Source organism: Anaerolineae bacterium, assembly GCA_013178015.1.
Lineage (GTDB): Bacteria > Chloroflexota > Anaerolineae > DRVO01 > DRVO01 > Ch71.
Genome location: JABLXR010000012.1, coordinates 69,840 through 91,920, shown reverse-complemented (window position 1 = coordinate 91,920; position 22,081 = coordinate 69,840). Strand labels below are relative to the sequence as shown.

Genomic DNA, 22,081 nt, shown 5'->3' with positions numbered 1-22,081 from the left:
TTGCCCTACTCCCCCAGCACCTGCACTACGTACTCCCGGCTGAGAGGACCGTCGTACTCGGCAAAGTAGATCGTCTGGCGGCCACCCTTGAGTATCTTCCCGCCAGTGATGGGGAAGGTGGCGCTGATGCCGCCCAAGACGCTCTTAAGGTGGGCGTCGGCGTTGAAGCCGATGCGGCCGTCGATGTCCAGGTAGCGCCGATGCAGGTAGTTGCCCTCGGAGGGACACAAGCGACTGAGGTGGTTCACCACGTCCTCCTCTAGGCAGGGGAGCCCCTCGGTCACCACGATGCCGGAGGATGTGTGCATGGTGAGAACGTTGACCAGGCCCTCTTGCACGCCGGATTCCTCTATCACGCGCTGGACCTCAGGAGTGACGTCTATCAGCTCCTGCTCCCTGCGGCTCTGTACGGTCAGGGTCACGGTCCTGATGATCACTTGTAGCTCGCCTCCGCCTCGCCCAGCAGATGCTGGGCGTTCTTGCTCAGGATCATCTCCAGGGCCTGGTCGGACAGACCCAGCTGCGACAGGGCGCGCACCATGTTCTTGATCTCCACTCGGGGGTAGTCGGAGCCGAAGACCACCTTGTGGCGCAGGCTCCGCTCGAGGAGGGTGAGCGGCAGGCGCTCGGTGAAGACGTGCCGCAGGAACTCCCAAGGGGCGTCGAAGTACAGGCAAGACGTGTCGGCGAACACGTTGTCGTACTTGAGCGCCAGCATGGCCGTTTCCTGCACCCAGGGCCAGCCGAAGTGGGCGACCACCAGGTTCAGCTGGGGGAAGTCGAAGGCCACGTCCTCCAGCTCCATGGGGTGGGTGGCTCGCGACCGCGGCGCCCAGGTCATGCCGGCGTGTATGAGGAGCGGTATGCCAAGGGCTTGTGCCGCCTCATAGACGGGATAGGCCAGCCGCCGATCGTTGGCGCGGAACTCCTGCAAGCTGGGCGAGAGCTTCAGCCCCCGCAGGCCCAGGCGGCCCACGTCGCGCTCCAGCTGCTCGGCGGCGTCGCCTCGGTGAGGGTCCACGCTGGCAAAGCCGATGAACCGGCCGCTCATGGCACAGAGCCGCGCGATTTGCTCGTTGGTGAAGAGCTGGGAGCCCTTGGCGGTGCGGGCATCCACCGGAACGATCACGGCCCGAGCCAACCCCGATACGTCCAGCTCTAGATGGAAGGTCTCCAGCGGCTGGAGCCGGTTCTGGATGTCGAACACGTTCTTCTGGGCGTGGAGGAGGTCAGGGTCGTCGCCGACCAGCTCCTGGACCAGCAGCGGATGGGTGTGGAAGTCTATCAACTGGTTCTCCCTCAGAGGACCACTACGGAGTCGAGATGGGCGGGGCGGTCGGGATCCAGGCCCTTGGCCAGGGCGCGACCGTAGGCGAGCAGCTGCAGGGGCAGCAGGCAGAGGGGGAGCCGGGCGGCCTCCGGGAGGCCCGAACCCAAGTAGGCGACGACGTCGTAGGCATCGGTCGCGTCAGGGACCTCGTCGGCCACCAGCAGGACCGTGGCGCCCAGTTGGCGCATCTCCTGCAGCACCCGCAACTCCTGCTCGCGGGCGCCGTCGGAGAGGAGGGCAGCGATCAAGGTGCGCTGGGTAACGATGGACTTGGGGCCGTGGCGAAACTCCAGGAAGTGATAGGCTTCGGAGTGCGAGAGGGACATCTCCTTCATCTTGAGCATGCCCTCGCAGGCGATGCCGTAGAACGGTCCCGAGCCCAGGAAGATGATGGTCTCGAAGCGCCCATCCCCTCCCAGCTGCTGCAGAGGCTCGCTGTCCCTCTCGAGCACCGTCCGGGCCGCACCCGGCAAAGCCCGAAGGGACTCGACATAAGTACCATTGCCGGCTGCCAGGCCCAGGTACACCTGTAGGCTGAGGAGCATGCTGGTGAAGGAGCGGGTCTGGGCCACGCTCTCCTCGCGGCCCTCAGGGACCACGAGAGCCGCATCGCACTGGCGCACCAGGGCGCTCTCCGGGTAGTTGCCCACCGTCAGAGCCGGCCCGGGGAAGCGCTCCCGGAAGGCACGCAGGGCCAGGAGCGTCTCCGTGGTCTCCCCGGAGCGGGAGACAGCCACTAGAAGCGGACTGGCCCCGGGCGCCGGGAGCGAGTACTCGGGGAAGAGGAAGACCTCGGAGGAGGGCAGCCCCCGCGACCTGAGGCCGGTCAGTCGGTGGCACAAGGCGGCGGCGGAGAGGGAGAGGTAGTGGGTGGAGCCGCAGCCGACGAACAGGGCTTCGGAGAAGTCCACCAAGGGCCAGCGCTGAGCTGCGTGTCGCCCGGCCTCGGAGGCCCGCTCAAGGGCTGCCTCCCATACTTCGGGCTGGCTCTGGATCTCGCTCCAAGTATGTTGTCCTCGCAAAGCGTCACTCCTTCACGGTGTGAGGTGTTGGCGTCGACATGGCCCCGCGACGATAGCGGGCGCTCACACTCCGGTGGGCCCAGCCGTGACGCCAGCCCAGCGGGTAGCCTACCATCTTGGCCAGGTCGCCCCAGAGGCGCAGCACGGGGATCCAAAGGGCAGCGCGGCCGCGCCGGTGCCAGGGCCACCCGGGGGTGAGCCGCGGCAGTCGCCATAGCGGGCGCCGCAGGTAGAGGAGAGCGCCAGCAACGTAGCCCAGCAGCCATAGAGGGTGGCGCAGGCTCAGCCACGCCAGGGCCGGCACTAACCCCAGGTAGGTGGCGTAGCGGATCAGGTGTCGTTTCCAGAGGATGCCGGTCTGGCCGTCTCCCATGGCGTAGTTACGGTACTGGCGCCAGTACGACCTCAGCGTTCCCCGGGGAGCAAAGTGGACCAGGGCATCGTGGGCCAGAGCCATGCGTTTCCCTGCTGCCAGGAGGGCCATGTCGAACAGCAGGTCCTCGCAGTAGGTCGCCCATTCGGGGTAGCCCCCCACGGTCCGCCAGGCCTCCCGGGTGAAGGCGACGGAACGGCTGGAAGGCAGGAAGCGGCGCTCGTCCAGCTCTTCGGGCAGAGGCAGCACGGTAGCGCTCATGGCTGCCTGGAAGACAGTGTCGGCCCGGCCACGAAAGGTGCCCGCTGCCACGTCCGGCGGATGCTCCCTGGCGAAGGGGGCGACCAGGCAAGCGAGCCATGAGGGCTCCAACTCGACTCCGGCGTCGGTGACGGCGATGAGGTCGTGAGTGGCGGCGCTGATAGCGAGGTTGCGGCCCTGGGCGATATTGGCTCCCGGGGCTTCCAGCACCCGAACCAGGAAGGGTTGCCGGGCGGCCCAGCGGCGGAGGAGCGGTACCGTGTCGTCCTCGGAGCCACCGTCCACAAACACCACCTCATCCGGCAGCCGCGTCTGGGACTCCAAGCTGCGGAGAAGGGAGGGCAGGCTGCTCTCTTCACTACGGAAGGTGGCGATGAGGGTGACCCTGAGGCCATCGGTGAAGCGAGTCATGGGGAGTTAACCTCGGGCTACTGGTTGACCATCGGGTCAAACAGCTTCCGGTATTCCTCCAGGGCGAACCGGTCGGTCATGCCGGCGATGTGATCGGCCACAGCGCGGTACAGGCCGTCCTCCTGCATCAGGCGGCGGACGGTATCGGAGAGTTGCCGAGGGTCGGACACGTAGGCCTCGAACAGCCGGGTGACGAACCGGCGTGCTTTGTTGGCCATGCGCAGCACGCGCCAGTGGCGGTAGAGGTTGCCGAAGAGAAAGTCTTTGAGTTCGCGGTTGAGCTCCTGCAGGCGAGGGGAGTGGCTGACGATGCTGAAGCCCAGGCGGCGCACATCCTCCGACGTGGCCGGGTGCAGGTCTGTCAGGCGGTCAGCGGTGAAATCGATGAGATCGGTCACCTCCAGGTCAATGAGGCGGCGAATGACGCGGTGACGGTCTACCTCGCCCAGGGGGCCGGCCGACACTCCCGCCTCGTCGGTGGCCAGGTTCCACACTGCCACCTTCTCCAGGTCCTGCCGGTCGAGATAGCCCGCCCGTAGGCCGTCATCCAGGTCGTGGGTGGTGTAGGCGATCTCGTCGGCAGCATTGACGATCTGCCCCTCAAGAGTGGGGGCCCACTCGGGCTCGTACTCCTCGACCGACTGGCCCCGGTCGTACTCGGTCTTGTGCTTGATGATACCCTCGCGGACCTCCCAGGTGAGGTTGAGGCCGGGGAAGTCTGGGTAGCGGCGCTCGAGTCGGGTGACGATGCGCAGCGTCTGATGATTGTGATCGAAGCCGCCGTGGTCCTGCATGAGGTCGTGGAGGGTGGCTTCGCCAGTATGGCCGAAGGGGGTGTGGCCCAGGTCGTGGGCCATGGCGATGGCCTCCACCAGGTCTTCGTTGGCGCGGAGGGCGCGGGCGATGGTGCGGGCGATCTGGGCCACCTCGATGGTGTGGGTGAGGCGGGTGCGGTAGTAGTCCCCTTCGTAGGTGACGAAGACCTGGGTTTTGTACTCCAGTCGCCGGAAGGCCGTGGTGTGGACCACGCGGTCGCGGTCGCGCTGGAAGGCGGTGCGGTAGGGTCGCTCCGGGTCGGGGTATTGCCGCCCACGGGTGTCGGCGCTCCTCATGGCCCAGGGGGCCAGCCAGCGCCTCTCCTGTTCCTCCCACTCCTCGCGGGTGAGGAAGGTGCCGCTGGGACGGGTGATACCGGGCGGGCTCGTCATGCAGCGCCCTCCAGGTAGGGTTCGACCAGTTGTCGGAAAAGGGGGGCGCACACCAGGGACCCCTGCCCGCCGTGCTCGATGAGGATGGCGACGGCGATGATCGGGTCATCGGCGGGGGCATACCCGGCAAACCAGGCGTGGGGGGCGGCTCCCGGGTTCTCCGCCGTGCCTGTCTTGCCCGCCACCGGGGTGCTCATCGTGCCCAGGGCAGCGTAGGCGGTTCCGCCCGGGCTCATGCACCCTTCCAGCAGGCTGCGGCGCAGACTAGTTAGGTGTTCTGGGCTGATAGGTAGCTGGCCCACCACCTCGGGCGCGCTCCGCGACGATCCCTCCGACTCGGGCGAGCCGATGCTGAGAAGCAGCTGTGGCCGATAGCGAGTGCCGCCGTTGGCCACGGCGGCGATCATGTTGGCGATCTGGAGAGGGGTTACCAGGAGGTCGCCCTGGCCTATGGCCAGGTTCACGCTATCCCCGGGGAACCAGGCCTGCCCCAGAGCGCGTTGCCTCCAGGCGGGGCCCGGCACCAGGCCGGGCGACTCCGACACCCCGACTAGCCCGGTGCTGCTGCCGAAGCCGAAGTCGCGAGCGAACTGGGGCAGTGCCTCTCGGTCGAAGGCATCCAGCTGCTTGCCCACCTCGGCGAAGACGGAGTTGCAGGAGCGTGCCAACCCCTCGGCCAGGGTTAGGGAGCCATGGCCGGAAGGCAGCCAGCAGCTGACGCTCCAACTAGGCCCCAGACCGGACCAGGAACCGGAGCAGAAGAACCTGCTCTCCGGGGTGAGTATGCCTGACTCCAGAGCGGCGGTCTCGGTCACGATCTTGAACACCGAGCCCGGTGGGAGCTCTGCCTGGGTGGCCCGGTTGACCAGAGGCCGCCCCTCGTCCTCCATCAGAGCGGCCCACTCCGAACCCGAAAGGCCCTCGGTCACAGCATTGGGGTCAAAGCTGGGGCTGGAGGCGAGGGCCAGCACCTGACCTGTACGAGGGTCCAGAGCGACGATGGCGCCCCGTTTGCCCTCCAGGAGAGACATAGCGGCCCGCTGCAGCGGCAAGGCAATGGTGCTGTAGACGTTCTGGCTGGGTTCGGGAGGCCTCTCGGCGGCGACGCTCCTGACTTCCCCGCCGGGGCCTAGGACCAAGAGGCGTGCTCCCCGGCGCCCGGCCAGCTGCGGCTCGAAAGCGCGCTCCATCCCGGCCTGGCCAATCACGTCGTCTTCGCGGTAGCCGTTGGCCCGCATTCGCTCGAGTTGATCGGAGGAGATGACACCCACGTATCCGGTGAGGTGCGCCGCTCCGGGACCTTCAGGGTAATAGCGGATGGGGCGTTCGCGGAGTAGGACGCCCGGCAGGGCGTTGAGCCGGGCATAGTGCTCCTGCACCTGATGCGGCGACAGCTCACCTACGGGCATAAACCAGTCGGCGCGTAGGGCTCTGGAGTAGGAGGCCTTGATGTCTGCCCGGTCCTGATCTAGAATCTCCGAGAGCGCGGCCAGGAGCGCTCCCTCGTCCGTGATTTCCCCTGGGACCACCCCTACCACTACGCGCGCGCCCAGCACCGCCAGGGGCCGTCCGGCCCGATCGTAAATGGCACCGCGGAGGTTGTCGGTCTCCTCCAGGTTGAGGCTGGCTCCCTCGGAGAGCGCGAGGAGGACCTGATCCGGCGACCAGTCTGCCCTCCAGTGACCATCCACCGACGCCAGCCCCACCGTGTGGTCCTCCATAATAGTGCCGAACCGTCCGGTGGCCAGCAGGACTCTATAGCTGATCTCCGCTCGGTCGCTCAAGACTAGGGAAGAGGTGATCTCGATTGAGACTCTCTGCAGGGCAGTGAGCTGATCGAGCTGCTGATACAGGCGGGTGAAGACCTCGGCGGTGAAGCGAGCTCGAGCAGCCGGGCTGAGGAGGGCGTACATGCCGGCGTAGTCCTCTCGGGACCAGAGATCGGCATAGGATAGCCAGACTTCCTCCGGGCGCTGGCTGGGGGAGGGAGGTGAGCCGGTCGAACGGCTGGCCGCCTGAGGGTCGGGCAGGTCTTCCGCGGTGAGAATAGGCGGTGAGGAGCCGGATGGGAACGGGAAGCAGCCCGCGAGCAGGACGAGCGACGCTGGGAGGGCGCCCAGGACAGTGGCTCCGAACGCCCTCCGGGTCATGCGCCTGGTGGAGCTGCAGTCAGCGTTCCTCAATGGCGATCGCTCGGCACCAGGAGCTGTCCATCTTCCTGACTTTGAAGGGGAGGGCCATGAAGAAGAAGACGGGTTGGGTAAGCTCGTCCAGGTGGTCCAGCCACTCGATGAAGGTGACGCCGCGGCCCATGAGGACATCGTGCAGTTCCCGACCGTCCGGCACGTCCTTGCCCAGCCGCACGTAGTTGTCTATGCCGAGCATCTTGATGCCCCGCGCCGCGAACCAGCGCGCCGCCTCGGGCGTGAGGGTGGGATAGCCCGAGGGCTCGCCAGCTTGCTTGGAGGCGGTATCGCTGTTGCGGCAGATGATGATATCTCCCGGCTGTACCTTGTCACCGATGAGACGGTCAAGAAGGGCGGCAGACACCTGGGCTGCTTCCCGCGCATCCTCGAAGTCGAGGAGCACTGCCCGGCCATAGAAGGCATCGAGGGGGTAGGAGGTGATGTCGCGCCCGCCCTCGTAGAAGTGAGCTGGTGCCTCGATGTGAGTACCGACGTGGCTGTGAGTGCGCACGTCGTACTTGAAGGCGCGGTCGGCCAGGTAGCCCAGTTTCAGCTCGAATGGCCGGTCTGGGGGGTAGTTGTCGGGATCTACGGTGTATGACAGGTCCACGATGCGATACTTGCTGGGGTCAATGGTGAACATCCTCAGGCCTCCGGCTGAGAGCGGACATCGGGGTGCCCGCAAGTGAGATTGGAGCCATACTTGACAAACGCCCTGCAGGCCACGTCCTGGACCCAGGGCTCTAGGCCAATAGCCTCGTTGCCGCCATAGTAGCCCGCGATGAACCCGCCGCCAAAACAGCCGAGCTTCTCGATCATGTCGCGGGCCGCCGTTTCGATAACCTCGGGGTTGCGGGTCTGCAGTGTGCGCTGGATGTCTACCGGGCACCAGAAGTTGACCTTGCCGCCGAAGTCGCGGGCCAGGTTGTCTATCCCGTGAAGCTCCGGCTGGTCGAACTGAAGCACGGCGATGCCCACGTCTATCAGGTCGGCGATGATCTCGTAGATGGCTCCGCAGGAATGCATCCACACGTCCAATCCATGGCGGCGGGCGGCGCTGCAGAGCTGCTCGAAGCCGGGGCGGAAGAGCTCACGCCAAGTGCGCGGGTTAACGAGGAGACGATCTTGGGTGCCCCAGTCTTCGGCGAACATGACCCCGTCGGCGCCGGCCTCGGCGAAGCGGGCAACTGACTGCTCCAGCAGGTCTGCCACTTGCTTGAGGAGAGCCGCCGAGCGCTCGGGCTCGACCAGAACGTCGGCGAGGAAGTTCTCCATACGGCGCATGTAGCGAGCAATGGCGAACGGAAAGCCGGGCAAGCCGCCGATGCGATACTTGTCCGGATGATTGCTGAAGACGTCGCGAGCTCGCTCGTAGCGGCTGGGGCAGCTGAGGTCGGGCCAGGTGTAGGTGGCCAGCAAGCGCCAGTCGTCCTCGATCACCCCGTGGATGACTTCCCCCTTGCTAAAGCCCTCCAGGCGACCCCAGATGTTTCCCCACTCGTCGCGCATGCGCCAGCGGCCGTCCTCCAGCCGCCAGACATCTACGTCTGGGTCATCGCAGGGGGACAACCCGGCGCCCACCATGTCATGGGGGTAGGGCTCGGGCAAGCCCATCGGGATGCGCTCGGGGCCGGTGAAGCTGAGCGAGCGCTGCACGATCTCGCGACTGGTCATGGCCATACTGCTGGTCCTCTCTTATCCGATGCACTCGGTCAAGCAAGCCTTCGCCGGAGCTCGCATTGTAAGCGGAGCGGGCGACCGCATCAAGGGAGGCGAAGGCGCTGGTGTCGCTATCGGAACACCAGACGTAATGCTCTCAACCACAGCTCATGGGCGGCTGGCACGGAGTAGCTCTCCACCTCCGTAGTAACGATTCCCGAACGCTCGCTTAGGGCTATGGTCAACGGTGGACCCGACTGGAGGAGAGCCAGGCCCAGGGAGCCAAGGCACACAAGCGCTGTGGCTGCACCGGGCCACCACAATGGCGTCCTCAAGGCGGAGACTACCTGGTAGCGCGTTGGCGCCAGGGCCAGATCGGTGCCCTGGGCTGGCACCACCGCTGCCTCGGTGATCACGTGAGAATCCCCTGCGGCTTGCCCCTGCCGAGTGAGAGGCTGGACCTCGAACCGGGTCTCTGGGCCGGCCTGGGTCAGCGACACCCGCAGGGACGCACCCGTCTCCGGCACGGTGATGTACTTGGCCCCCTGACCCGGGAGGAAGGGGATCACTAGCCGGTACTCTACCGAGTCAGCGGTGGCGGGATGAACGGCGAGGGCGGGCCCGCTGCCGTGCCAGGTCAGCAGCACAGAGCCGAGGAGGAGCGGGCTGCGTAGGGACAGCGGGCGAGCACCATCCGCGCTGTCGTCCTGGACTATCACTGAGGGTTCCTGGCTGGCCAGGAGGAGCGGACCCGCCTGCGACTGGCGAGGAAACCCGGGCTCCAGATCCATCACCTCTGCCAGGGTCACCTTGGGCGCCAGCAGTCCCAGGAGCGCCAGCGCACCCAGCGAAGCGGCAGCCGCACTCCGGGCCCAGGCCAGTGACTGCTCCGTGGAGGCGACGAAGGTCCGCGGCGAGCCGGGCGCTGGGCGCAGGCGGTACCCCAGTGGCATCAGTGCCAATCGCATCCTGCGCACCATTGCCGCCGGCGCCGTCTGAGCATAGAACCGAACCCTTCGAGATGCGGCCGGCTTGCAGCTGCCTTGGGCGGGGTAGGCCGCGGGACGTAGGCCCAGGCGCAGGTTGGCCGCGGCCTGCACCACCGACAGCACCAGCAGGGAGCCCAGGGTCACCTGCCCCCAGGGAACGCTCGCCAGGAGGGCTACGGCGGCCAGGCGGCTGAAGGCGGCGGGCCAGGCGGAAGTAGGCCAGCCAAGGGCATTCCCCTCGGCCAGGTACACGTGGGGCGAGAAGAGGGCGGAGAGGACCAGCACGGCTAGAAGCGCCAAGAGGAGCGCCAGGACGGTCGGCATCTCCAGCAGACGCCACAGTGCGCCCAGGGGATCGGGCGCCGGCCGCGCAGGTGCATCCACGTCCGCCCGGCGGGTCAGTGCCAGGAGCGAAGAACGGGCCACCTGCAAGAGCCTAGTCATGGCGCTGAGTCCGACGCCTAAGGTGGCGTCCGAGCCCCAACAGGCGCGGCGCCACGGCAGTATACAGGCGATAGAGGGCGGGCACGGGAGTGTAGTCCCACGCGCCCAGCCCCTCGCGGAAGCGGCCGCCGAACCCGAGCTTGAAACGCAAGACCCCGCTCATACCATCTTCCTGGGATTCCGACTCAGGCGCGCCCCACAGGTCGTAGATGGCACAGCCACGGGCGCGGGCCCAGCGGATGGCCTCCCACTGGAGCAGGTAGGTTGGCATTAGATTGCGGTGCTCGTCCCCGGAAGCGCCGTGGAAGTACCAGCAGGTGTTGCCGTGCGCCACTGCCACTAGCGCCGCCAGGGCAGTACCCTCGTACTCGGCTGCCAGAACCGTGCCCATGCCGGCTTCCAGGAGGGTGGACCACAGGTGCTCGTAGTAGGAGCGGGGGCGCACGATGAACCCGTCGCGGAGACCAGTGCGGCGGTAGAGGTCGTAGGCTAGGCCGAACTCGTCCTCCGCTAGTGGGTGCACCTGCACGCCTCGACGCGATGCCAGGCGCACGTTGTAACGGGTCTTGGGCTTCATACGAGAGAGAAGCTTCTCCTCGTCGTCAGTGATGTCCATCTGCACGGTGTTGCGGAACTGCACCTGCTGGCCCGGCCGCCAGCTGCGTTCTTCCAGGACGGGCCGAGCCCAGGCCCGAGCATCCTCGTCCCAGATCTCAGGATCCACTTTGAGCATGAGCCAATGCCGGCCCCGAGCCAATTCTTCCAGCGAAGCTAGAGCGAGGTCTAGAGAGATGGCATCTGGCTGCACCAGTAGTGGCCCTCGGGGCACGTAGGCTACGGTCAGCGGGCCGACGAGCCGCCGGGCCAGAACGCTGGCGTAAGCCAACACTCGGCCTCCTGAGTGCAGGCGGTACCGCTCCGGCTTCCAGCCGTAGGCTTCCTTGAACCGGGCCCAGGGAGCAGACTGAAGGAAGTGGGGCTGCGGCAGGCGAGACACTTCCTTCTCCCATTCCTCGGCAGAAAGCACCGGTTCCAGGTAGGCGCCCTCAGCCACTGGACCTCCTTCGGAGGCGGTACGCCAGCCAGTAGGCCCGATATGCCAGCCGGTCATAGACATAATCCCAGGCGCCAGCCCTTCGGACGACCTCCACCCCGAAGCCGCGCTTGAACCGCCAGACGCCCCAGAGGCCCTCGCCCGTGGGCACCTCCACGTCCAGATAGGCGGCCGGGTTCTGACCTACTTCGTCCGGCACGCCCCACAGGTCGTAATGGTGGCAGCCGCACTCCCGGGCCCAGCGGAGGGCATGCCACTGGAGAGCGTAGTTGGGCATGAGGTTGCGGTGACGGTCCGAGGATGCCCCGTAGAGATAGTGGGCGACGCCGGCGAAGGCGAAGACCATGACAGCCGCCAGGGGCTCCGATCGGTATTCGGCTACAAACAGGCGTGCCATGCCCTCGGGCGCGAACAGCTCGTAGGCTCGCCGGTAGTAGCGGGGCGGGTGCACTCCGAACCCGTCGCGCCGGGAGGTCTCCTCCATCAGCCGGGCGAAGGTCTCCAGGTCGTCGGCGGTGCCCTGCCGCACCTGGACTCCGCGCCGCTCCGCCAGCCTGATGTTGTAGCGGGTCTTGGGCTTCATCCGCGCCAGGGCCTCCTCCTCGCCGGCGGAGATATCCACCACCGCGGTGCTGCGGGGCTGGACGCTCTGGAACGCCGGACGGAAGCCCAGTGAACGCAGCAGGACGACGGCCGGGTCATTGTGGCGGAAGTTGGGCTCGAGCTTCAAGGCGAAGGCGCCTCGTGACCGACACAGCCGGTGCAGTTCCTCGATCATGACGGGGAGTCGGGAGGGGGAGCGACAGACTGGGCCGAGGGGAACGTAGGCCAGCCTGCCGATGGGAGTATGGCGGAATAGCACCTGGGCCATGCCGGCCCCAGACTCGTGGCGCAGAGCCTGCCAGCCGAACTCGGATTTCAGTTGTCCCCACTGCGTCGTCTGCAGGAGGCTGGCGCCGGGCAGGTGCTGCAGGCGAGAGTTCCAGCCCGGGCTTGCAGCGCCGCTTGACCGCCAGCTCATTGGGAGCATAGAATCTCCTGGTTGTCTGCCCGGGGGCGCAGAGGGTGTCCCTTCCAGAAGGGGGCGGAGAACAGAGTGGACCGCAGCAGGCGGTAGGCTTGAGGGTCGGTAGCCTGTAGAGACAGAGCGTCGTCCAGGTAGGCTGCGACCGCCCAGCGGAAGTAGGCCTGGGGCGAGCGCCGCGCTTCCGCGTCATCGGCGTACTGGAGCTGGTAGGCGGCCACCAACCGGTGGTAGAACTGGCGCCAGTGAGGTGAGTAAGGCTGGCCTGATGTGATGTAGCGCGCCGGCCAGGTGCACCGGGAACCGAGGAAGTGATCCAGCAGCCCGGCAAGGGCCCGGAGCGCCGGCTTTGGGTCTTCCAGGAAGGCCCGTGCGTTGAGCAGAGCTACTCCCTGAGCCTCGCAGTCACCGTGGTGCCAGGGCCCGGGATGGTAGACGGTCTCGCCATCCCAGAAGATGATGAAGCCTCCCGGTGCCTCAGTCATCTCCTGCAGGCAGGCGGGTGGCAACTGGGATAGGAACGAGCCTAGGCGGCGTCTCAGCTTCCAGGGAACGGGCAGTCCGGCGTCAGAGGGGCATACTCTGACCTTCGACTGCTGGTAAGCTTCCAGCACTCCGGGTTGATCGGTTGGAGGCGGCGGAGCGCAGCTCATAGCTTCCCAAGGTTTGGAGGAGCACACAGAATGGGTTTCTTCCGTTTCATGTTCGGGGTTGCACTCGGTCTCGGCGTCGGTTACCTGGCTGGACGGCTCTACGCCCCCTCGACCGGCGTCGCCCTGCAGGCGGAGCTTCGGGCTCGCTACCATTACGTGCGCGACGAGGCTCAGCGAGCGGCGGAGGAGAGGCGACGCGAGATGGAGGACCGCTACCGGTCCGCCAAGCGCTCTGGAGTGGCCCGCATCTGACCGCCGCCGACCGGCTCGACATAGCTGACCTCGACCTGGTAGGGAGCCGGCAGGGCCCCCGCCGTCAGGGCACAGACCATTACTGCCCGAGTCTCCCCAGCGGGTAGCAGCCAGCGACCCCGGTTGTGCCCGTGCAGGGGCAGTGACCGCGTATCCTCCTCGGTCGGGCCTTCGATTGCGACGATGGCGTACCGCTGGTGCGGCAGGGCCCGGGCCGAGAGCAGAACGAAGCCCTGGCTCTCCCACTCGACGGCGGTTGCAGCGCTGCCGGACCCCGGATCGGTGAGCACGGCACCGCCCAGGGCGAACCCTGTGGACTCGATGGCGTCGTCCGTCAGATAGCCGAACCTCAGCAGCAGCCGCTCTCCGGCGTACGGGGTGAGGTCCAGTTCCTGCATTCTCCAGCGGCGGGACGACCCAGTGTATCCCACGCCGGGGCTGTTGCCGAAGGGGTCCTTGGCGGTCATCCCCGAGGCCCTCAGCCACTGCCACGTTCGCCCTTCGTCGGCCGACACGGCGGCATAGGCCCAGTCGTACCACTGCTCGATATCATACCACACCCAGTACCGCAGGTGGGGAGACTGCGCTCCACGGAGGTCCAGCTCCGCGGTGAGGGTAGTGTGGGTGTTGGACCTGTTATCTGACCACCAGACGTGATCGTGCCCGGGCGGGAACTCCGGCACCACGGCAGCCCGGACCTCGCCCTCGAACTTGAGCTCGGCGTCGGCAGCGCCGGTCAGAACGACCAGGTCGCAGCCATACTGGCTGACGGTGTCGCTAAGTGCGGCGTTCTCGCTCAGGACGTGCACTGAAGCCGTCTTGCACGGGCCTTGGGAAGCCCACTCCTCCTCCTGGGACAGTCGGGCAAGGGCTTGGGCCAGCGACCACTGAACGAAGAGGTCATCGAGGGAACGAGAATCCCCGGTCAGTCGGAGATAATGGCGCAGAGCTTCGCTCCCGGGCGAGGGGTCTACGGCAACGGAGAGAAGCGCTTCCTCCCCCAAGACGCCCTGCCAGTAGGAGAGGAAGCTCGCGGCGGAGCGATAGTGAAGGCCGGTCAACTGTGGATCGGGAGACCACCCGAACAGCGGGAAGTCGGAGCATTCGAGGGGCGCCTCCGAGACCGAGCCCTCGGCCAGCTCGGAGAGGCCCTCGTTGAACCAGGTCTCCTCCTGGGGATCCACCACGAACTGCAGCAGATGCTGCAGTTCGTGGGCCACGAGAGGCGCGGAGCAGCCGGAGCTAAGGTTGCAGGAAGCCAGGCTGATGTAGATGGCGTTGGTCTCGTTGCTGTAGGGATGGTCGCGGAACCCGGGCTGGTCCAGGGAAGAGAAGTACCCGCCCATGGCGCTCAAGGTGGCGTAGATCACATCCACCGGGAACAGGTCACGGCGCGACCGAAGGGCGCTCTCGAGGAGAGCGCCCAGTAGGCCGGAGTGCATACTGGACTCCACCTGGGCTACAGCTGCCAGCATTAGGTCAGCGGGCATGTCTATGCTATCCTGAGCCCACACCCGGAAGGACCCGGTGCGCCCCACAAGGACCGTGGGCACTTCGCGGTACTCCCCACGCCGTCCTGCCGCGACCCAGAAGGCACGGCTGGCCGAGCCCGCACCCGATGGAGGCACCGCCGCCCCGGTCGGACGCAGCGCCACTTCCACGTCGCTGACATCAAGGTGGCGGAGGATGACTCCCCCGGCCTGGCTTGGCACGGAAGCACCCTGGAGCCAGGGGCCGCGCGAGCCAGATGCGAGCAGCACCAGCACCAGGCCGACGGTGAGCCGTGGTATCATAGATGATGGTGATCTCACGGTTGACCTCGCTCCGCATTATAGCAGCGGTGCAGATGTGCGGCCACAGGCGGCGCCCGCCGGCCGGGTGGGCGCCCCGCCACGGAGAAATCGAGCGGTGGTGAAGCAAGGATGAAGGAACGTGCCATCACAGTCTTCGTCAGTGCTACGGCGGATCTTGAGCCCGAGCGCGAGGTGGTGGGGGAGGCTTTGGCGCGCTTCCCCGTGGCGCTCCCCTGGCGGATCGCGCGCACTCCGCGTCCAGGTGAGCAGACCCCTGCGGCGTTGGAGGAAGTCCGCCGAAGCGACTTCTGTCTGGTACTTCTCGGTGGAGACATCACTGCCCCGGTGGGGGCGGAGCTGGTGGCGGGCCGCGACGCGGGGGTGCCGGTGTACGTGCTGGTGAAGGACGTTCCCCACACGCCGGCGGAACGCTTCTTCCAGTACAACAGCGTCGAGACCTGGGAGTCGTTCAGCGGCACGGACGAGCTGCGGCGACTGGTAGTGAGGCACATGGCCCAGGGAGTGGTGGATCGCGCCATAGAGCTCGGCCTCTCCGCCGACGAGGCAGCCAGACTGGTGGTGTACCTCAGGGAGGAGAAGCCGGAGGAGCCGGGCGTGGCTGGCCATGGCGAGCCTCAGGGCGCCCAGGATGCGGCTGTGATCGTCTCGGACCGGGAACGGCGTCGCAGGGGATAGAAGTGCCGTGGTCAGTGCCCTAGGACGGGTGCCGACCGGCACTTACAGGAGCAGGCAACATGTTGGCATTGCTAAAGGAAGCACCCGGCTCGGGACACGTGAGGCTGGCGGAAGTGCCCGACCCGCAGGCGGGTCCGGGCCAGGTTCGCATCTCGGTTCAAGCCGCCGGAATATGCGGCTCGGATCTGCATATCCTGCACGACGACATCAAGTTGCTAGTCAGACCGCCGGTCGTGATGGGTCACGAGTTCGCTGGCGTCGTGGATCAGGTAGGCCCGGGGGTGACGAGCTGGCGGGAGGGTGACCGGGTGACGGCCGAGACGACGGTGCGCACGTGTGGCAAGTGTCTCTCGTGCCGCACCGGGGCCTACAACCGGTGCTCTCAGAAGGAGATCCTGGGCTACATCCATGACGGTGCCTTTGCTCCCTACACGGTGGTGTCCGCCGATCGGTTGTATGCCCTGCCGGACGAGGTGGACTTCATCTCCGGTGCCATGACAGAACCGCTAGCCTGCTGCGTGCGCCTGCTGTGCCAGCTGGCGACCATCCGCCCCTACGACCTGGTAGTGGTGGCTGGCCCGGGCGCCATCGGGTTGCTCTGCGCTCAGCTGGCTCGGGCGGCGGGGGCGCGCACCTGCCTAGTGGGCACTGCGGTGGACCGGGACAGGCTGGCGCTGGCCCGGGAGCTGGGAATCGACTGGACCCTGGTCGCGGGCGAGGACGACGTGTCGGAGGTGGTTGCCATGCAGAGCGGCGGCGAAGGCTGCGATGTATTCGTCGAGGCCTCGGGCGCGCCGGCGGCCGCCCGCATGGGTCTGGAACTGACCCGGCGGAACGGGCAGTACGCCCAGATTGGGCTGGCAGGGGAACCGTTCCCCCTCGACTTGTCGCTTCTGGCATACAAGGAGCTGCGCCTGGTGGGATCCCTGGGCCAGACGAGCCCGGCATGGCGGCGGGCCCTGGGGCTGATGGCCTCTGGCGCGGTACGGGTGCGGCCTCTGGCCACGCACGTGCTCGCTCTGTCGCGCTGGCAGGAAGGGTTCGAGCTGTTCGAGCGCAAGGGAGGGATCAAGGTGATCCTGACGCCGGGCCAGTGAGACGCAGGGGATCGCGGTGATCCGGTTCGACATCTTCACCATCTTCCCGGGCATGTTCGCTGGGCCGCTGGGCGAGAGCATAGTGGCCCGGGCGGTGCGCGCTGGGCTCGTCGCATGGGAGGCCCACGACGTTCGCAGCTACGCTACCGACAGGCACAAGACCACCGACGACGTCCCCTACGGTGGTGGTGGCGGTATGGTGATGAAAGCCGAGCCTCTGGTTCGGGCGATCAGATCGGTGGTGCCGGATCGCGATGCGCCCGATGTGGAGGTGGTCCTGCTGACGCCACAGGGACAGGTCCTGACCCAGAGGCTGGCGCGCGAGTTGAGTCACAAGCGCAGGATAGCGCTGATCTGCGGCCGGTACGAGGGCGTGGACGAGAGAGTGCGGGAGCTGGTGGTGACGCGGGAGGTGTCCATCGGGGACTATGTTCTCAGCGGCGGCGAGCTGGCGGCGATGGTGCTGATTGAGGTGGTCACCCGGCTGCTTCCCGGGGTCCTGGGCGACCCGGGAGCTGCTTTCGAAGACAGCCACGCCGACGGCCTGCTGGAATACCCGCACTACACTCGCCCGGCGGAGTTCGAGGGCCTGGTCGTCCCGGAGGTGCTTCTGTCGGGGAACCACGCCGAGATCGTGCGCTGGAGGCGGCAAGAATCCCTCCGGCGTACCCTTCTGCGTCGGCCGGATCTGCTCGATCGGGCGCGGTTGAGCCAGGTGGACCGGGAGTATCTGGCGGAGTTGCGCCGCAGTCTTGATTGATACGTGAAGAGAGACACGTGATACGCGATGGGTAGTAGGCTGCACGAGATGCAACTCACTCATACATCAGGCCGTGCTCTCTTCACTTGTCACGTGTCACGTACCACCTAGAGGGGGAGTTGAACCTGAACAGCGCGAATCTGGGCCTGGGTGTTGACACAGGGGGCACCTTCACTGACGTTGCCGTGGTGGAGATGACCTCCGGCAGGGTGCTTGCATCCGCCAAAGCGCCGACGACGCGCCACGACCTGGCAAAGGGCATTGCCAGCGCGGTGCGTCAGGTGCCCGAGGACCTTCTGAGACGGGTCGGGTTGGTGTCCCTATCCACGACTCTAGCGACCAATGCCATCGTGGAGGGCAATGGCTCGCCTACGTGTCTGGTGCTGATTGGATATGACCGGGAGCTGTTCCGCCGCTATGAGCTGCAGCGGCTGCTGCCGACCGCCAACCTGGCTTTTGTGAAAGGCGGTCACAACGGCATGGGAGCGGAGCAGGAGCCACTGGACGAGAGCGAGCTCCGACGCCTAGCCCGGGAGCAGCGGGACAAGGTGGCTGCCTTTGCCGTCAGCGGGTTCTTCGGGGTGCGCAACGCCGATCACGAGATGCGGGCGAAGCGTATCCTCATCCAAGAGACTGGGCTGCCAGTCACCTGCGGTCACGAGCTGGCCAGCGAGCTCGACTCCGTTCTGCGGGCCGCCACGTGCGCCCTCAACGCCAGCCTGGTGCCCTTGCTGCGCGACCTGATGGTCTCCCTGCGTCGGGCTCTGGATGCCCTGGGAGTGCGGGCTCCGGTCATGGTAGTGCGAGGCGACGGGTCGCTGATGCGGGTGGAGATGGCGCTGGACCGGCCGGTGGAGACCATACTGAGTGGACCGGCGGCCAGCGTGGTGGGGGCGCGAGCCTTGGCCGGATTGCAGGACATGCTGGTGGTGGACATTGGCGGCACCACCACCGACCTCGCCCTGGTGCGCGGGGGGTTGCCGCTGCTGAACCCGAGGGGCGCCACTGTGGGCCGCTGGCGCACCTTGGTGCGCGCTGTGCAGACGGTCAGCAGTGGGCTGGGAGGCGACAGCCAGGTGACCTTGCTCGAGGGGACGCGCCTGTGCGTCGGCCCAAGAAGGGCGGTGCCTCTCGCCTTCGCGGCTCAAGAGCATCCGCAGGTGATTGGCATGTTGGAGGAGACCCTGACTCGGGCCTCGCGACTGGATCCATCTGAGTCGGTGGTCTACCTCGCCGCCCGTTCGGCCGACGGCAACCGGATGAGCCCAGTGGAGCAGCGCATACTGGAGGCGTTGGGTAGCGGTCCTCAGCCGCTTTGGCGCCTGGCCACGCGGGACCCCTGGGTCCACTTCTATCTATCGAACCCGAACCGACTGGAGGGCACCGGGGTGGTGCTGCGAAGCGCCTTCACTCCCACGGATGCGTTGCATGCTTTGGGCGAGTTCGTGGCCTGGGACGCAGAGGCCGCGATGTTGGGGGCGCGGCTCCTGGCCTGGTACCTGCAGGCCAGTCCGGAAGAGGTGAGCCGCCGGGTCCTGCTGGAAGTGCGCCACAGCCTGATCCGGGCCATGGTGGCGGTGCTCGTCAATGGCTCGGGGGGGTCAGCAGTCACGGAAGTCGGTGGGCCCCTGCTGGACCTGGCTCTGTCTGCCGAGGGGAGCGACTTGGAGGTGCGGCTCCGCTCGCGGGTGCCCGTAGTGGGCCTGGGGGCGCCTGCCGGGCACTTCGTCTCCCCGGCTGCTCGTGTCATGGGCGACTCCGCGTGTCTACCGCAGCATCATTCGGTGGCCAACGCGGTCGGCGCCATCTCGGGGTCAGTGGCGGTGCAGGAGTTGGTCAGCGTTCAGCCTGTGTACCGGGCCTCGGGATTGGATGGGTACGTCCTCACCGGCCCGTTCGCCGCGGAGCGATACGGTGAGCGGGAGGCGGCCCTGGAGGAGGCGCAACGGCGGGCCCATAGCCTAGCCAGGCAGGCGGCCGAGGCGGCCGGCGCGGCGGACATCGAGGTCAGGGTGGAGGTGAAGGACCACAAAGGCACGGCCGGCCCGGGCTTCGGCGACCGGCTCTACTTGGGCTCAACCGTCACGGCCACGGCGGTGGGCCGGCCACGGTTCGCCTCGGAGGCTGAGCCACGCCCAGAAGAGGAGGCGCTATGGTGATTCCGGTCTGCTACTTCACGGATGAGGTCTCCCCCGAGATCGAGGAGTCTCTCCGGCTGGGGCGGGAAGCGGGCGCCGAGGCGGTGGAGCTCAGATCGCGTCTCTTCGGCAAGCGGATTGACCAGCTCACGAGAGAAGAGCTGACGCACCTACGGGCCCTGATCGCGGGCCAGGGCATGGCCACTGCCTGTATAGCCTCCAGCTTCGGCAAGTGCGAACTGGACTCGGAAGAGGAGTGGCGAGAGCACCAGGCCATCCTTGAGGGCGCCATTCGGGCAGCGCAGGCTCTGGGTACTAGCCTCATCCGCGTGTTTCCCTTCTGGACGCCCGGGCGCCGCGACCTGCCTCGGCCCGGGCTGGACCGGTACCTTGGCCGCATAGTGGAGCGCCTAGGCTGGGCGGTAGGGCGGGCCCAGGCAGAGGGCGTGGTCCTGTGCTTCGAGACTGAGGCCGCCACCCACTGCGGAACGTGCAGCGAGGCGCACACCATCATCGGGGCGCTGGGGCCGTCCCCGGCGTTGGGCCTGGTCTGGGACGTCAACAACGCGTGGCACGCGGGCGGAGAGGATCCCATCGAGGACTGCTATCCCCTAGTTGGCCACCTGGTGAAGCACCTGCACGTGAAGCCAAACGCTCGGGGCAACATCGAGACCATCGCCGGCTCCGGGCGCTGCTACGCTGAGTTGCTGCAGCTGCTGCAGCGCGATGGCTACGGAGGAGCGGCCAGCATCGAGCACTGGGGCTCGCCCTGGGCCATGCTGGAGGGTATCCGCCAATTGCGCCGGCTCCGGGGCTCGCTGGGTTAGCCCCGACAGACCGGTTCAGGCTGGGGTGAGCCCGTCGGGCAAGGGGGGTCACATGAACCTTCTGGTCCGTAAGCTCATAGACCTATACGAAGGGCTCATGAGGCGGTACTACTCCTGGCGCTACGGCCCGGTGGCGCGACGATTGGGAACGACCGAGGGCGACGAGTCCCGTGGGTTCATTGTCATACAGATTGACGGCCTGAGCCACGCGACGCTCCTGGAGGCGGTGGCACGGGGCTACGCTCCTCACATCGGTCAGCTGCTCCGGTCGGGCCAGGGCGAGGCCTATCGCTGGTTCTCCGGGGTGCCGAGCACGACGCCGGCGGTGCAGGCTGCCATCATGTATGGCAGCAGTGAGGGCATCGTGGGCTTTCGCTGGTACGAGAAGGAAAGCGGCCAGGCTATCGTCTGCAAGTTCCCCGGCACCCTGAGCCAGATCCAAGCCCGGGTGAGCGCCGGACGCCGCGGCATCCTGGAGGGCGGTGCCAGCTACGCCAACATGTTCGACGGGGGAGCTTCGACCTCGCTCTTCACCCTCTCCGCCATCGGCCGTACCAGCATCCTACGGAAGATGGGCGGCCTCTCGCTTTTCCTGGTCCTGGCGTTCAGCCCCGTTCGTGTGATGCGCATCCTGGCCCTGTCGGTATGGACCTACTTGCTAGGGGTGTGGCGGCGGTTGTCGGCACTGTTCTGGCCCAGCAAGTATGGCCAGCTCAGTTTCCTGTCACCCTTCGTCCACGTGCTGACCGACGTGGTGGTGCGAGAGATAGAGACTTTCGCTGTCCTGGTGGACATCTATCGCGGCGTTCCGGCCATCTACGCCAACTACAGCAGCTACGATGAGTGGGCGCACCGCTTCGGGCCCACCGACGGCCATGCCCTCCGCGCCGTCAAGGCCATAGACAGCCAGGTGCAGCAGGTGGATCGGATGCGTCGCCGGTGGGGCGGGCGGCCATACGACCTGTACCTTCTCTCCGACCACGGCATGACACCGAGCGTTCCCTTCGAGACCGCTTTCGGGCAGTCGCTGGGCCAGTTCGTGGATAGCTGCATCGAGGCACCCACCCGCACCGATGAGGCTCGCGCGGGGGCGGTGGGTCTGCGGGGAGCCTCTTCTCTGCTGGGCTACGAGGTGGGAGTGGCGGAGGACGACCTGGAAGGGCTCCCCTCGGACGCGGCCCGAAGCCTGCGGCTGTCCCTGGAAAGGCGGGCGGAAGAGGAGATCACCGAGTTGCCTGGCCGGACTGACGTGGTGGTGCGGGACTCGGGGCCGCTCTCCCACGTGTACTTCAGCGTGGTCCCTGAGGGTCCCATGGACCTGTCGGCGCTGGAGGAGGTCTACCCGGGCCTGGTCAGGCGTGTGGCCGACCATCCTGGCATCGCCGTGGTCGGGGTGCGAACCGCGGTTGGTCCCCAGTTGGTGACGGCTGAAGGCACGTATCCTTGCCGGCCGGGACAGGGGGAGGCAGCCTTCGCCGACCTGGCAGACGCTACCGCCATCGTCACCAGCCTGCGGGATCTGCTAGCGCACCCTAGTGCCGGCGACCTTGTGTTGTTGGGCCGGTGGAACTGGTGGGGCCGGCCTGACCTGGTGGTCACTTTCGAGCGGCAACGGGCTACCCATGGCGGCGTCGGCGGCGAGCAGTGCTACCCCTTCATCATCGGAGTCACGCGCGAACCGGTGGACCTCTCCGACGTCCGCGGTCCGACGGACATCTACCGGCTCTTGCTCTCTTACCGGGTACGGGAGATGTGGCCCGAGTCGGTCGACGCAACCGAGGTGACTGCAGGCCTGGATGCCTAGCTGGGGAGCCGGGCCTGTTCAGGGTGATCAGCTAGGGCCTTCTAGGGTCCCCCAGGGCGACGGCCGCCGAGCGTCCTAAGGAGGAGATGACAGGTTTCTT

At 66.9% G+C, this 22,081-nt stretch carries 20 protein-coding genes; 7 read left to right on the top strand and 13 right to left on the bottom strand.

Features of this window, described 5'->3' with window-relative positions:
• Positions 1-5: 5 nt before the first annotated feature.
• The 12 genes from HPY83_06365 to HPY83_06310 all read right to left on the bottom strand — a co-directional run bounded on the left by HPY83_06365 (position 6) and on the right by HPY83_06310 (position 12,446).
• Positions 6-437: a YjbQ family protein gene (locus HPY83_06365; GenBank protein NPV07574.1), complete on the bottom strand. Its 432-nt coding sequence runs from the start codon at positions 435-437 to the stop codon at positions 6-8.
• Positions 434-1,288 (bottom strand): amidohydrolase, encoded by an 855-nt coding sequence (locus HPY83_06360; GenBank protein NPV07573.1) that lies wholly within the window; start codon positions 1,286-1,288, stop codon positions 434-436. Before HPY83_06360 ends, HPY83_06365 begins: the two co-directional genes overlap by 4 nt.
• A gap of 11 nt (positions 1,289-1,299) precedes the next feature.
• Complete coding sequence (locus tag HPY83_06355; protein NPV07572.1) at positions 1,300-2,352, bottom strand: SIS domain-containing protein; 1,053 nt, start codon at positions 2,350-2,352, stop codon at positions 1,300-1,302.
• A gap of 4 nt (positions 2,353-2,356) precedes the next feature.
• A complete protein-coding gene (locus HPY83_06350; protein NPV07571.1) occupies positions 2,357-3,397 on the bottom strand; it encodes a glycosyltransferase in 1,041 nt (346 codons plus the stop codon).
• A gap of 17 nt (positions 3,398-3,414) precedes the next feature.
• Positions 3,415-4,605 carry a deoxyguanosinetriphosphate triphosphohydrolase gene (locus HPY83_06345; protein ID NPV07570.1) on the bottom strand — a complete coding sequence of 397 codons (1,191 nt, stop codon included), beginning with the start codon at positions 4,603-4,605 and terminating at the stop codon, positions 3,415-3,417.
• Entirely contained in the window at positions 4,602-6,755 is a 2,154-nt protein-coding gene (gene mrdA, locus HPY83_06340; GenBank protein ID NPV07569.1) for a penicillin-binding protein 2, read from the bottom strand. Before mrdA ends, HPY83_06345 begins: the two co-directional genes overlap by 4 nt.
• Positions 6,756-6,774: 19 nt before the next feature.
• Positions 6,775-7,434: a cyclase family protein gene (locus tag HPY83_06335; protein ID NPV07568.1), complete on the bottom strand. Its 660-nt coding sequence runs from the start codon at positions 7,432-7,434 to the stop codon at positions 6,775-6,777.
• A 2-nt stretch (positions 7,435-7,436) separates the two neighbouring features.
• The gene (locus HPY83_06330) at positions 7,437-8,471 is read right to left on the bottom strand and encodes a hypothetical protein (GenBank protein NPV07567.1); all 1,035 of its coding nucleotides are present in this window, start codon (positions 8,469-8,471) and stop codon (positions 7,437-7,439) included.
• A gap of 110 nt (positions 8,472-8,581) precedes the next feature.
• Positions 8,582-9,883: a hypothetical protein gene (locus HPY83_06325; GenBank protein ID NPV07566.1), complete on the bottom strand. Its 1,302-nt coding sequence runs from the start codon at positions 9,881-9,883 to the stop codon at positions 8,582-8,584.
• Positions 9,876-10,937, bottom strand: coding sequence for a peptidoglycan bridge formation glycyltransferase FemA/FemB family protein (locus HPY83_06320; GenBank protein NPV07565.1), 1,062 nt, complete (start codon positions 10,935-10,937; stop codon positions 9,876-9,878). Before HPY83_06320 ends, HPY83_06325 begins: the two co-directional genes overlap by 8 nt.
• Positions 10,930-11,958, bottom strand: coding sequence for a peptidoglycan bridge formation glycyltransferase FemA/FemB family protein (locus tag HPY83_06315; protein ID NPV07564.1), 1,029 nt, complete (start codon positions 11,956-11,958; stop codon positions 10,930-10,932). The genes HPY83_06320 and HPY83_06315 overlap by 8 nt, the downstream gene beginning before the upstream one ends.
• Entirely contained in the window at positions 11,955-12,446 is a 492-nt protein-coding gene (locus HPY83_06310; protein NPV07563.1) for a hypothetical protein, read from the bottom strand. Before HPY83_06310 ends, HPY83_06315 begins: the two co-directional genes overlap by 4 nt.
• 198 nt (positions 12,447-12,644) lie before the next feature.
• Here HPY83_06310 and HPY83_06305 point away from each other — a divergent pair, with 198 nt between their 5' ends.
• A complete protein-coding gene (locus HPY83_06305) occupies positions 12,645-12,866 on the top strand; it encodes a hypothetical protein (protein ID NPV07562.1) in 222 nt (73 codons plus the stop codon).
• Here HPY83_06305 and HPY83_06300 read toward each other — a convergent pair.
• On the bottom strand, positions 12,827-14,677 hold the full coding sequence (locus HPY83_06300; GenBank protein ID NPV07561.1) for a hypothetical protein: 1,851 nt from the start codon (positions 14,675-14,677) through the stop codon (positions 12,827-12,829). The genes HPY83_06305 and HPY83_06300 overlap by 40 nt on opposite strands.
• Positions 14,678-14,788: 111 nt before the next feature.
• Between HPY83_06300 and HPY83_06295 the strand changes: the two genes are divergently transcribed.
• The 6 genes from HPY83_06295 (at position 14,789) to HPY83_06270 (ending at position 21,981) form a co-directional block, all read left to right on the top strand.
• A complete protein-coding gene (locus HPY83_06295) occupies positions 14,789-15,355 on the top strand; it encodes a hypothetical protein (protein ID NPV07560.1) in 567 nt (188 codons plus the stop codon).
• Positions 15,356-15,414: 59 nt separating this feature from the next.
• On the top strand, positions 15,415-16,452 hold the full coding sequence (locus tag HPY83_06290; protein NPV07559.1) for a zinc-binding dehydrogenase: 1,038 nt from the start codon (positions 15,415-15,417) through the stop codon (positions 16,450-16,452).
• Positions 16,453-16,471: 19 nt separating this feature from the next.
• Positions 16,472-17,212 carry a tRNA (guanosine(37)-N1)-methyltransferase TrmD gene (trmD, locus tag HPY83_06285; protein NPV07558.1) on the top strand — a complete coding sequence of 247 codons (741 nt, stop codon included), beginning with the start codon at positions 16,472-16,474 and terminating at the stop codon, positions 17,210-17,212.
• A gap of 119 nt (positions 17,213-17,331) precedes the next feature.
• Positions 17,332-19,371 carry a hydantoinase/oxoprolinase family protein gene (locus HPY83_06280; protein ID NPV07557.1) on the top strand — a complete coding sequence of 680 codons (2,040 nt, stop codon included), beginning with the start codon at positions 17,332-17,334 and terminating at the stop codon, positions 19,369-19,371.
• Positions 19,365-20,177: a sugar phosphate isomerase/epimerase gene (locus tag HPY83_06275; GenBank protein ID NPV07556.1), complete on the top strand. Its 813-nt coding sequence runs from the start codon at positions 19,365-19,367 to the stop codon at positions 20,175-20,177. Before HPY83_06280 ends, HPY83_06275 begins: the two co-directional genes overlap by 7 nt.
• A gap of 52 nt (positions 20,178-20,229) precedes the next feature.
• The gene (locus tag HPY83_06270; GenBank protein NPV07555.1) at positions 20,230-21,981 is read left to right on the top strand and encodes a hypothetical protein; all 1,752 of its coding nucleotides are present in this window, start codon (positions 20,230-20,232) and stop codon (positions 21,979-21,981) included.
• Positions 21,982-22,081 lie beyond the last annotated feature (100 nt).

Bases quoted from the DNA above. Each gene is read 5' to 3' on its own strand.
- HPY83_06345 (NPV07570.1), bottom strand. From the start codon at position 4,605: ATGACGAGCCCGCCCGGTATCACCCGTCCCAGCGGCACCTTCCTCACC.
- HPY83_06275 (NPV07556.1), top strand. From the start codon at position 19,365: ATGGTGATTCCGGTCTGCTACTTCACGGATGAGGTCTCCCCCGAGATC.
- HPY83_06350 (NPV07571.1), bottom strand. From the start codon at position 3,397: ATGACTCGCTTCACCGATGGCCTCAGGGTCACCCTCATCGCCACCTTC.
- HPY83_06270 (NPV07555.1), top strand. From the start codon at position 20,230: ATGAACCTTCTGGTCCGTAAGCTCATAGACCTATACGAAGGGCTCATG.
- HPY83_06295 (NPV07560.1), top strand. From the start codon at position 14,789: ATGAAGGAACGTGCCATCACAGTCTTCGTCAGTGCTACGGCGGATCTT.
- HPY83_06330 (NPV07567.1), bottom strand. From the start codon at position 8,471: ATGGCCATGACCAGTCGCGAGATCGTGCAGCGCTCGCTCAGCTTCACC.
- HPY83_06290 (NPV07559.1), top strand. From the start codon at position 15,415: ATGTTGGCATTGCTAAAGGAAGCACCCGGCTCGGGACACGTGAGGCTG.
- HPY83_06335 (NPV07568.1), bottom strand. From the start codon at position 7,434: ATGTTCACCATTGACCCCAGCAAGTATCGCATCGTGGACCTGTCATAC.
- HPY83_06305 (NPV07562.1), top strand. From the start codon at position 12,645: ATGGGTTTCTTCCGTTTCATGTTCGGGGTTGCACTCGGTCTCGGCGTC.
- mrdA (NPV07569.1), bottom strand. From the start codon at position 6,755: ATGACCCGGAGGGCGTTCGGAGCCACTGTCCTGGGCGCCCTCCCAGCG.
- HPY83_06315 (NPV07564.1), bottom strand. From the start codon at position 11,958: ATGAGCTGGCGGTCAAGCGGCGCTGCAAGCCCGGGCTGGAACTCTCGC.
- HPY83_06310 (NPV07563.1), bottom strand. From the start codon at position 12,446: ATGACTGAGGCACCGGGAGGCTTCATCATCTTCTGGGATGGCGAGACC.
- HPY83_06325 (NPV07566.1), bottom strand. From the start codon at position 9,883: ATGACTAGGCTCTTGCAGGTGGCCCGTTCTTCGCTCCTGGCACTGACC.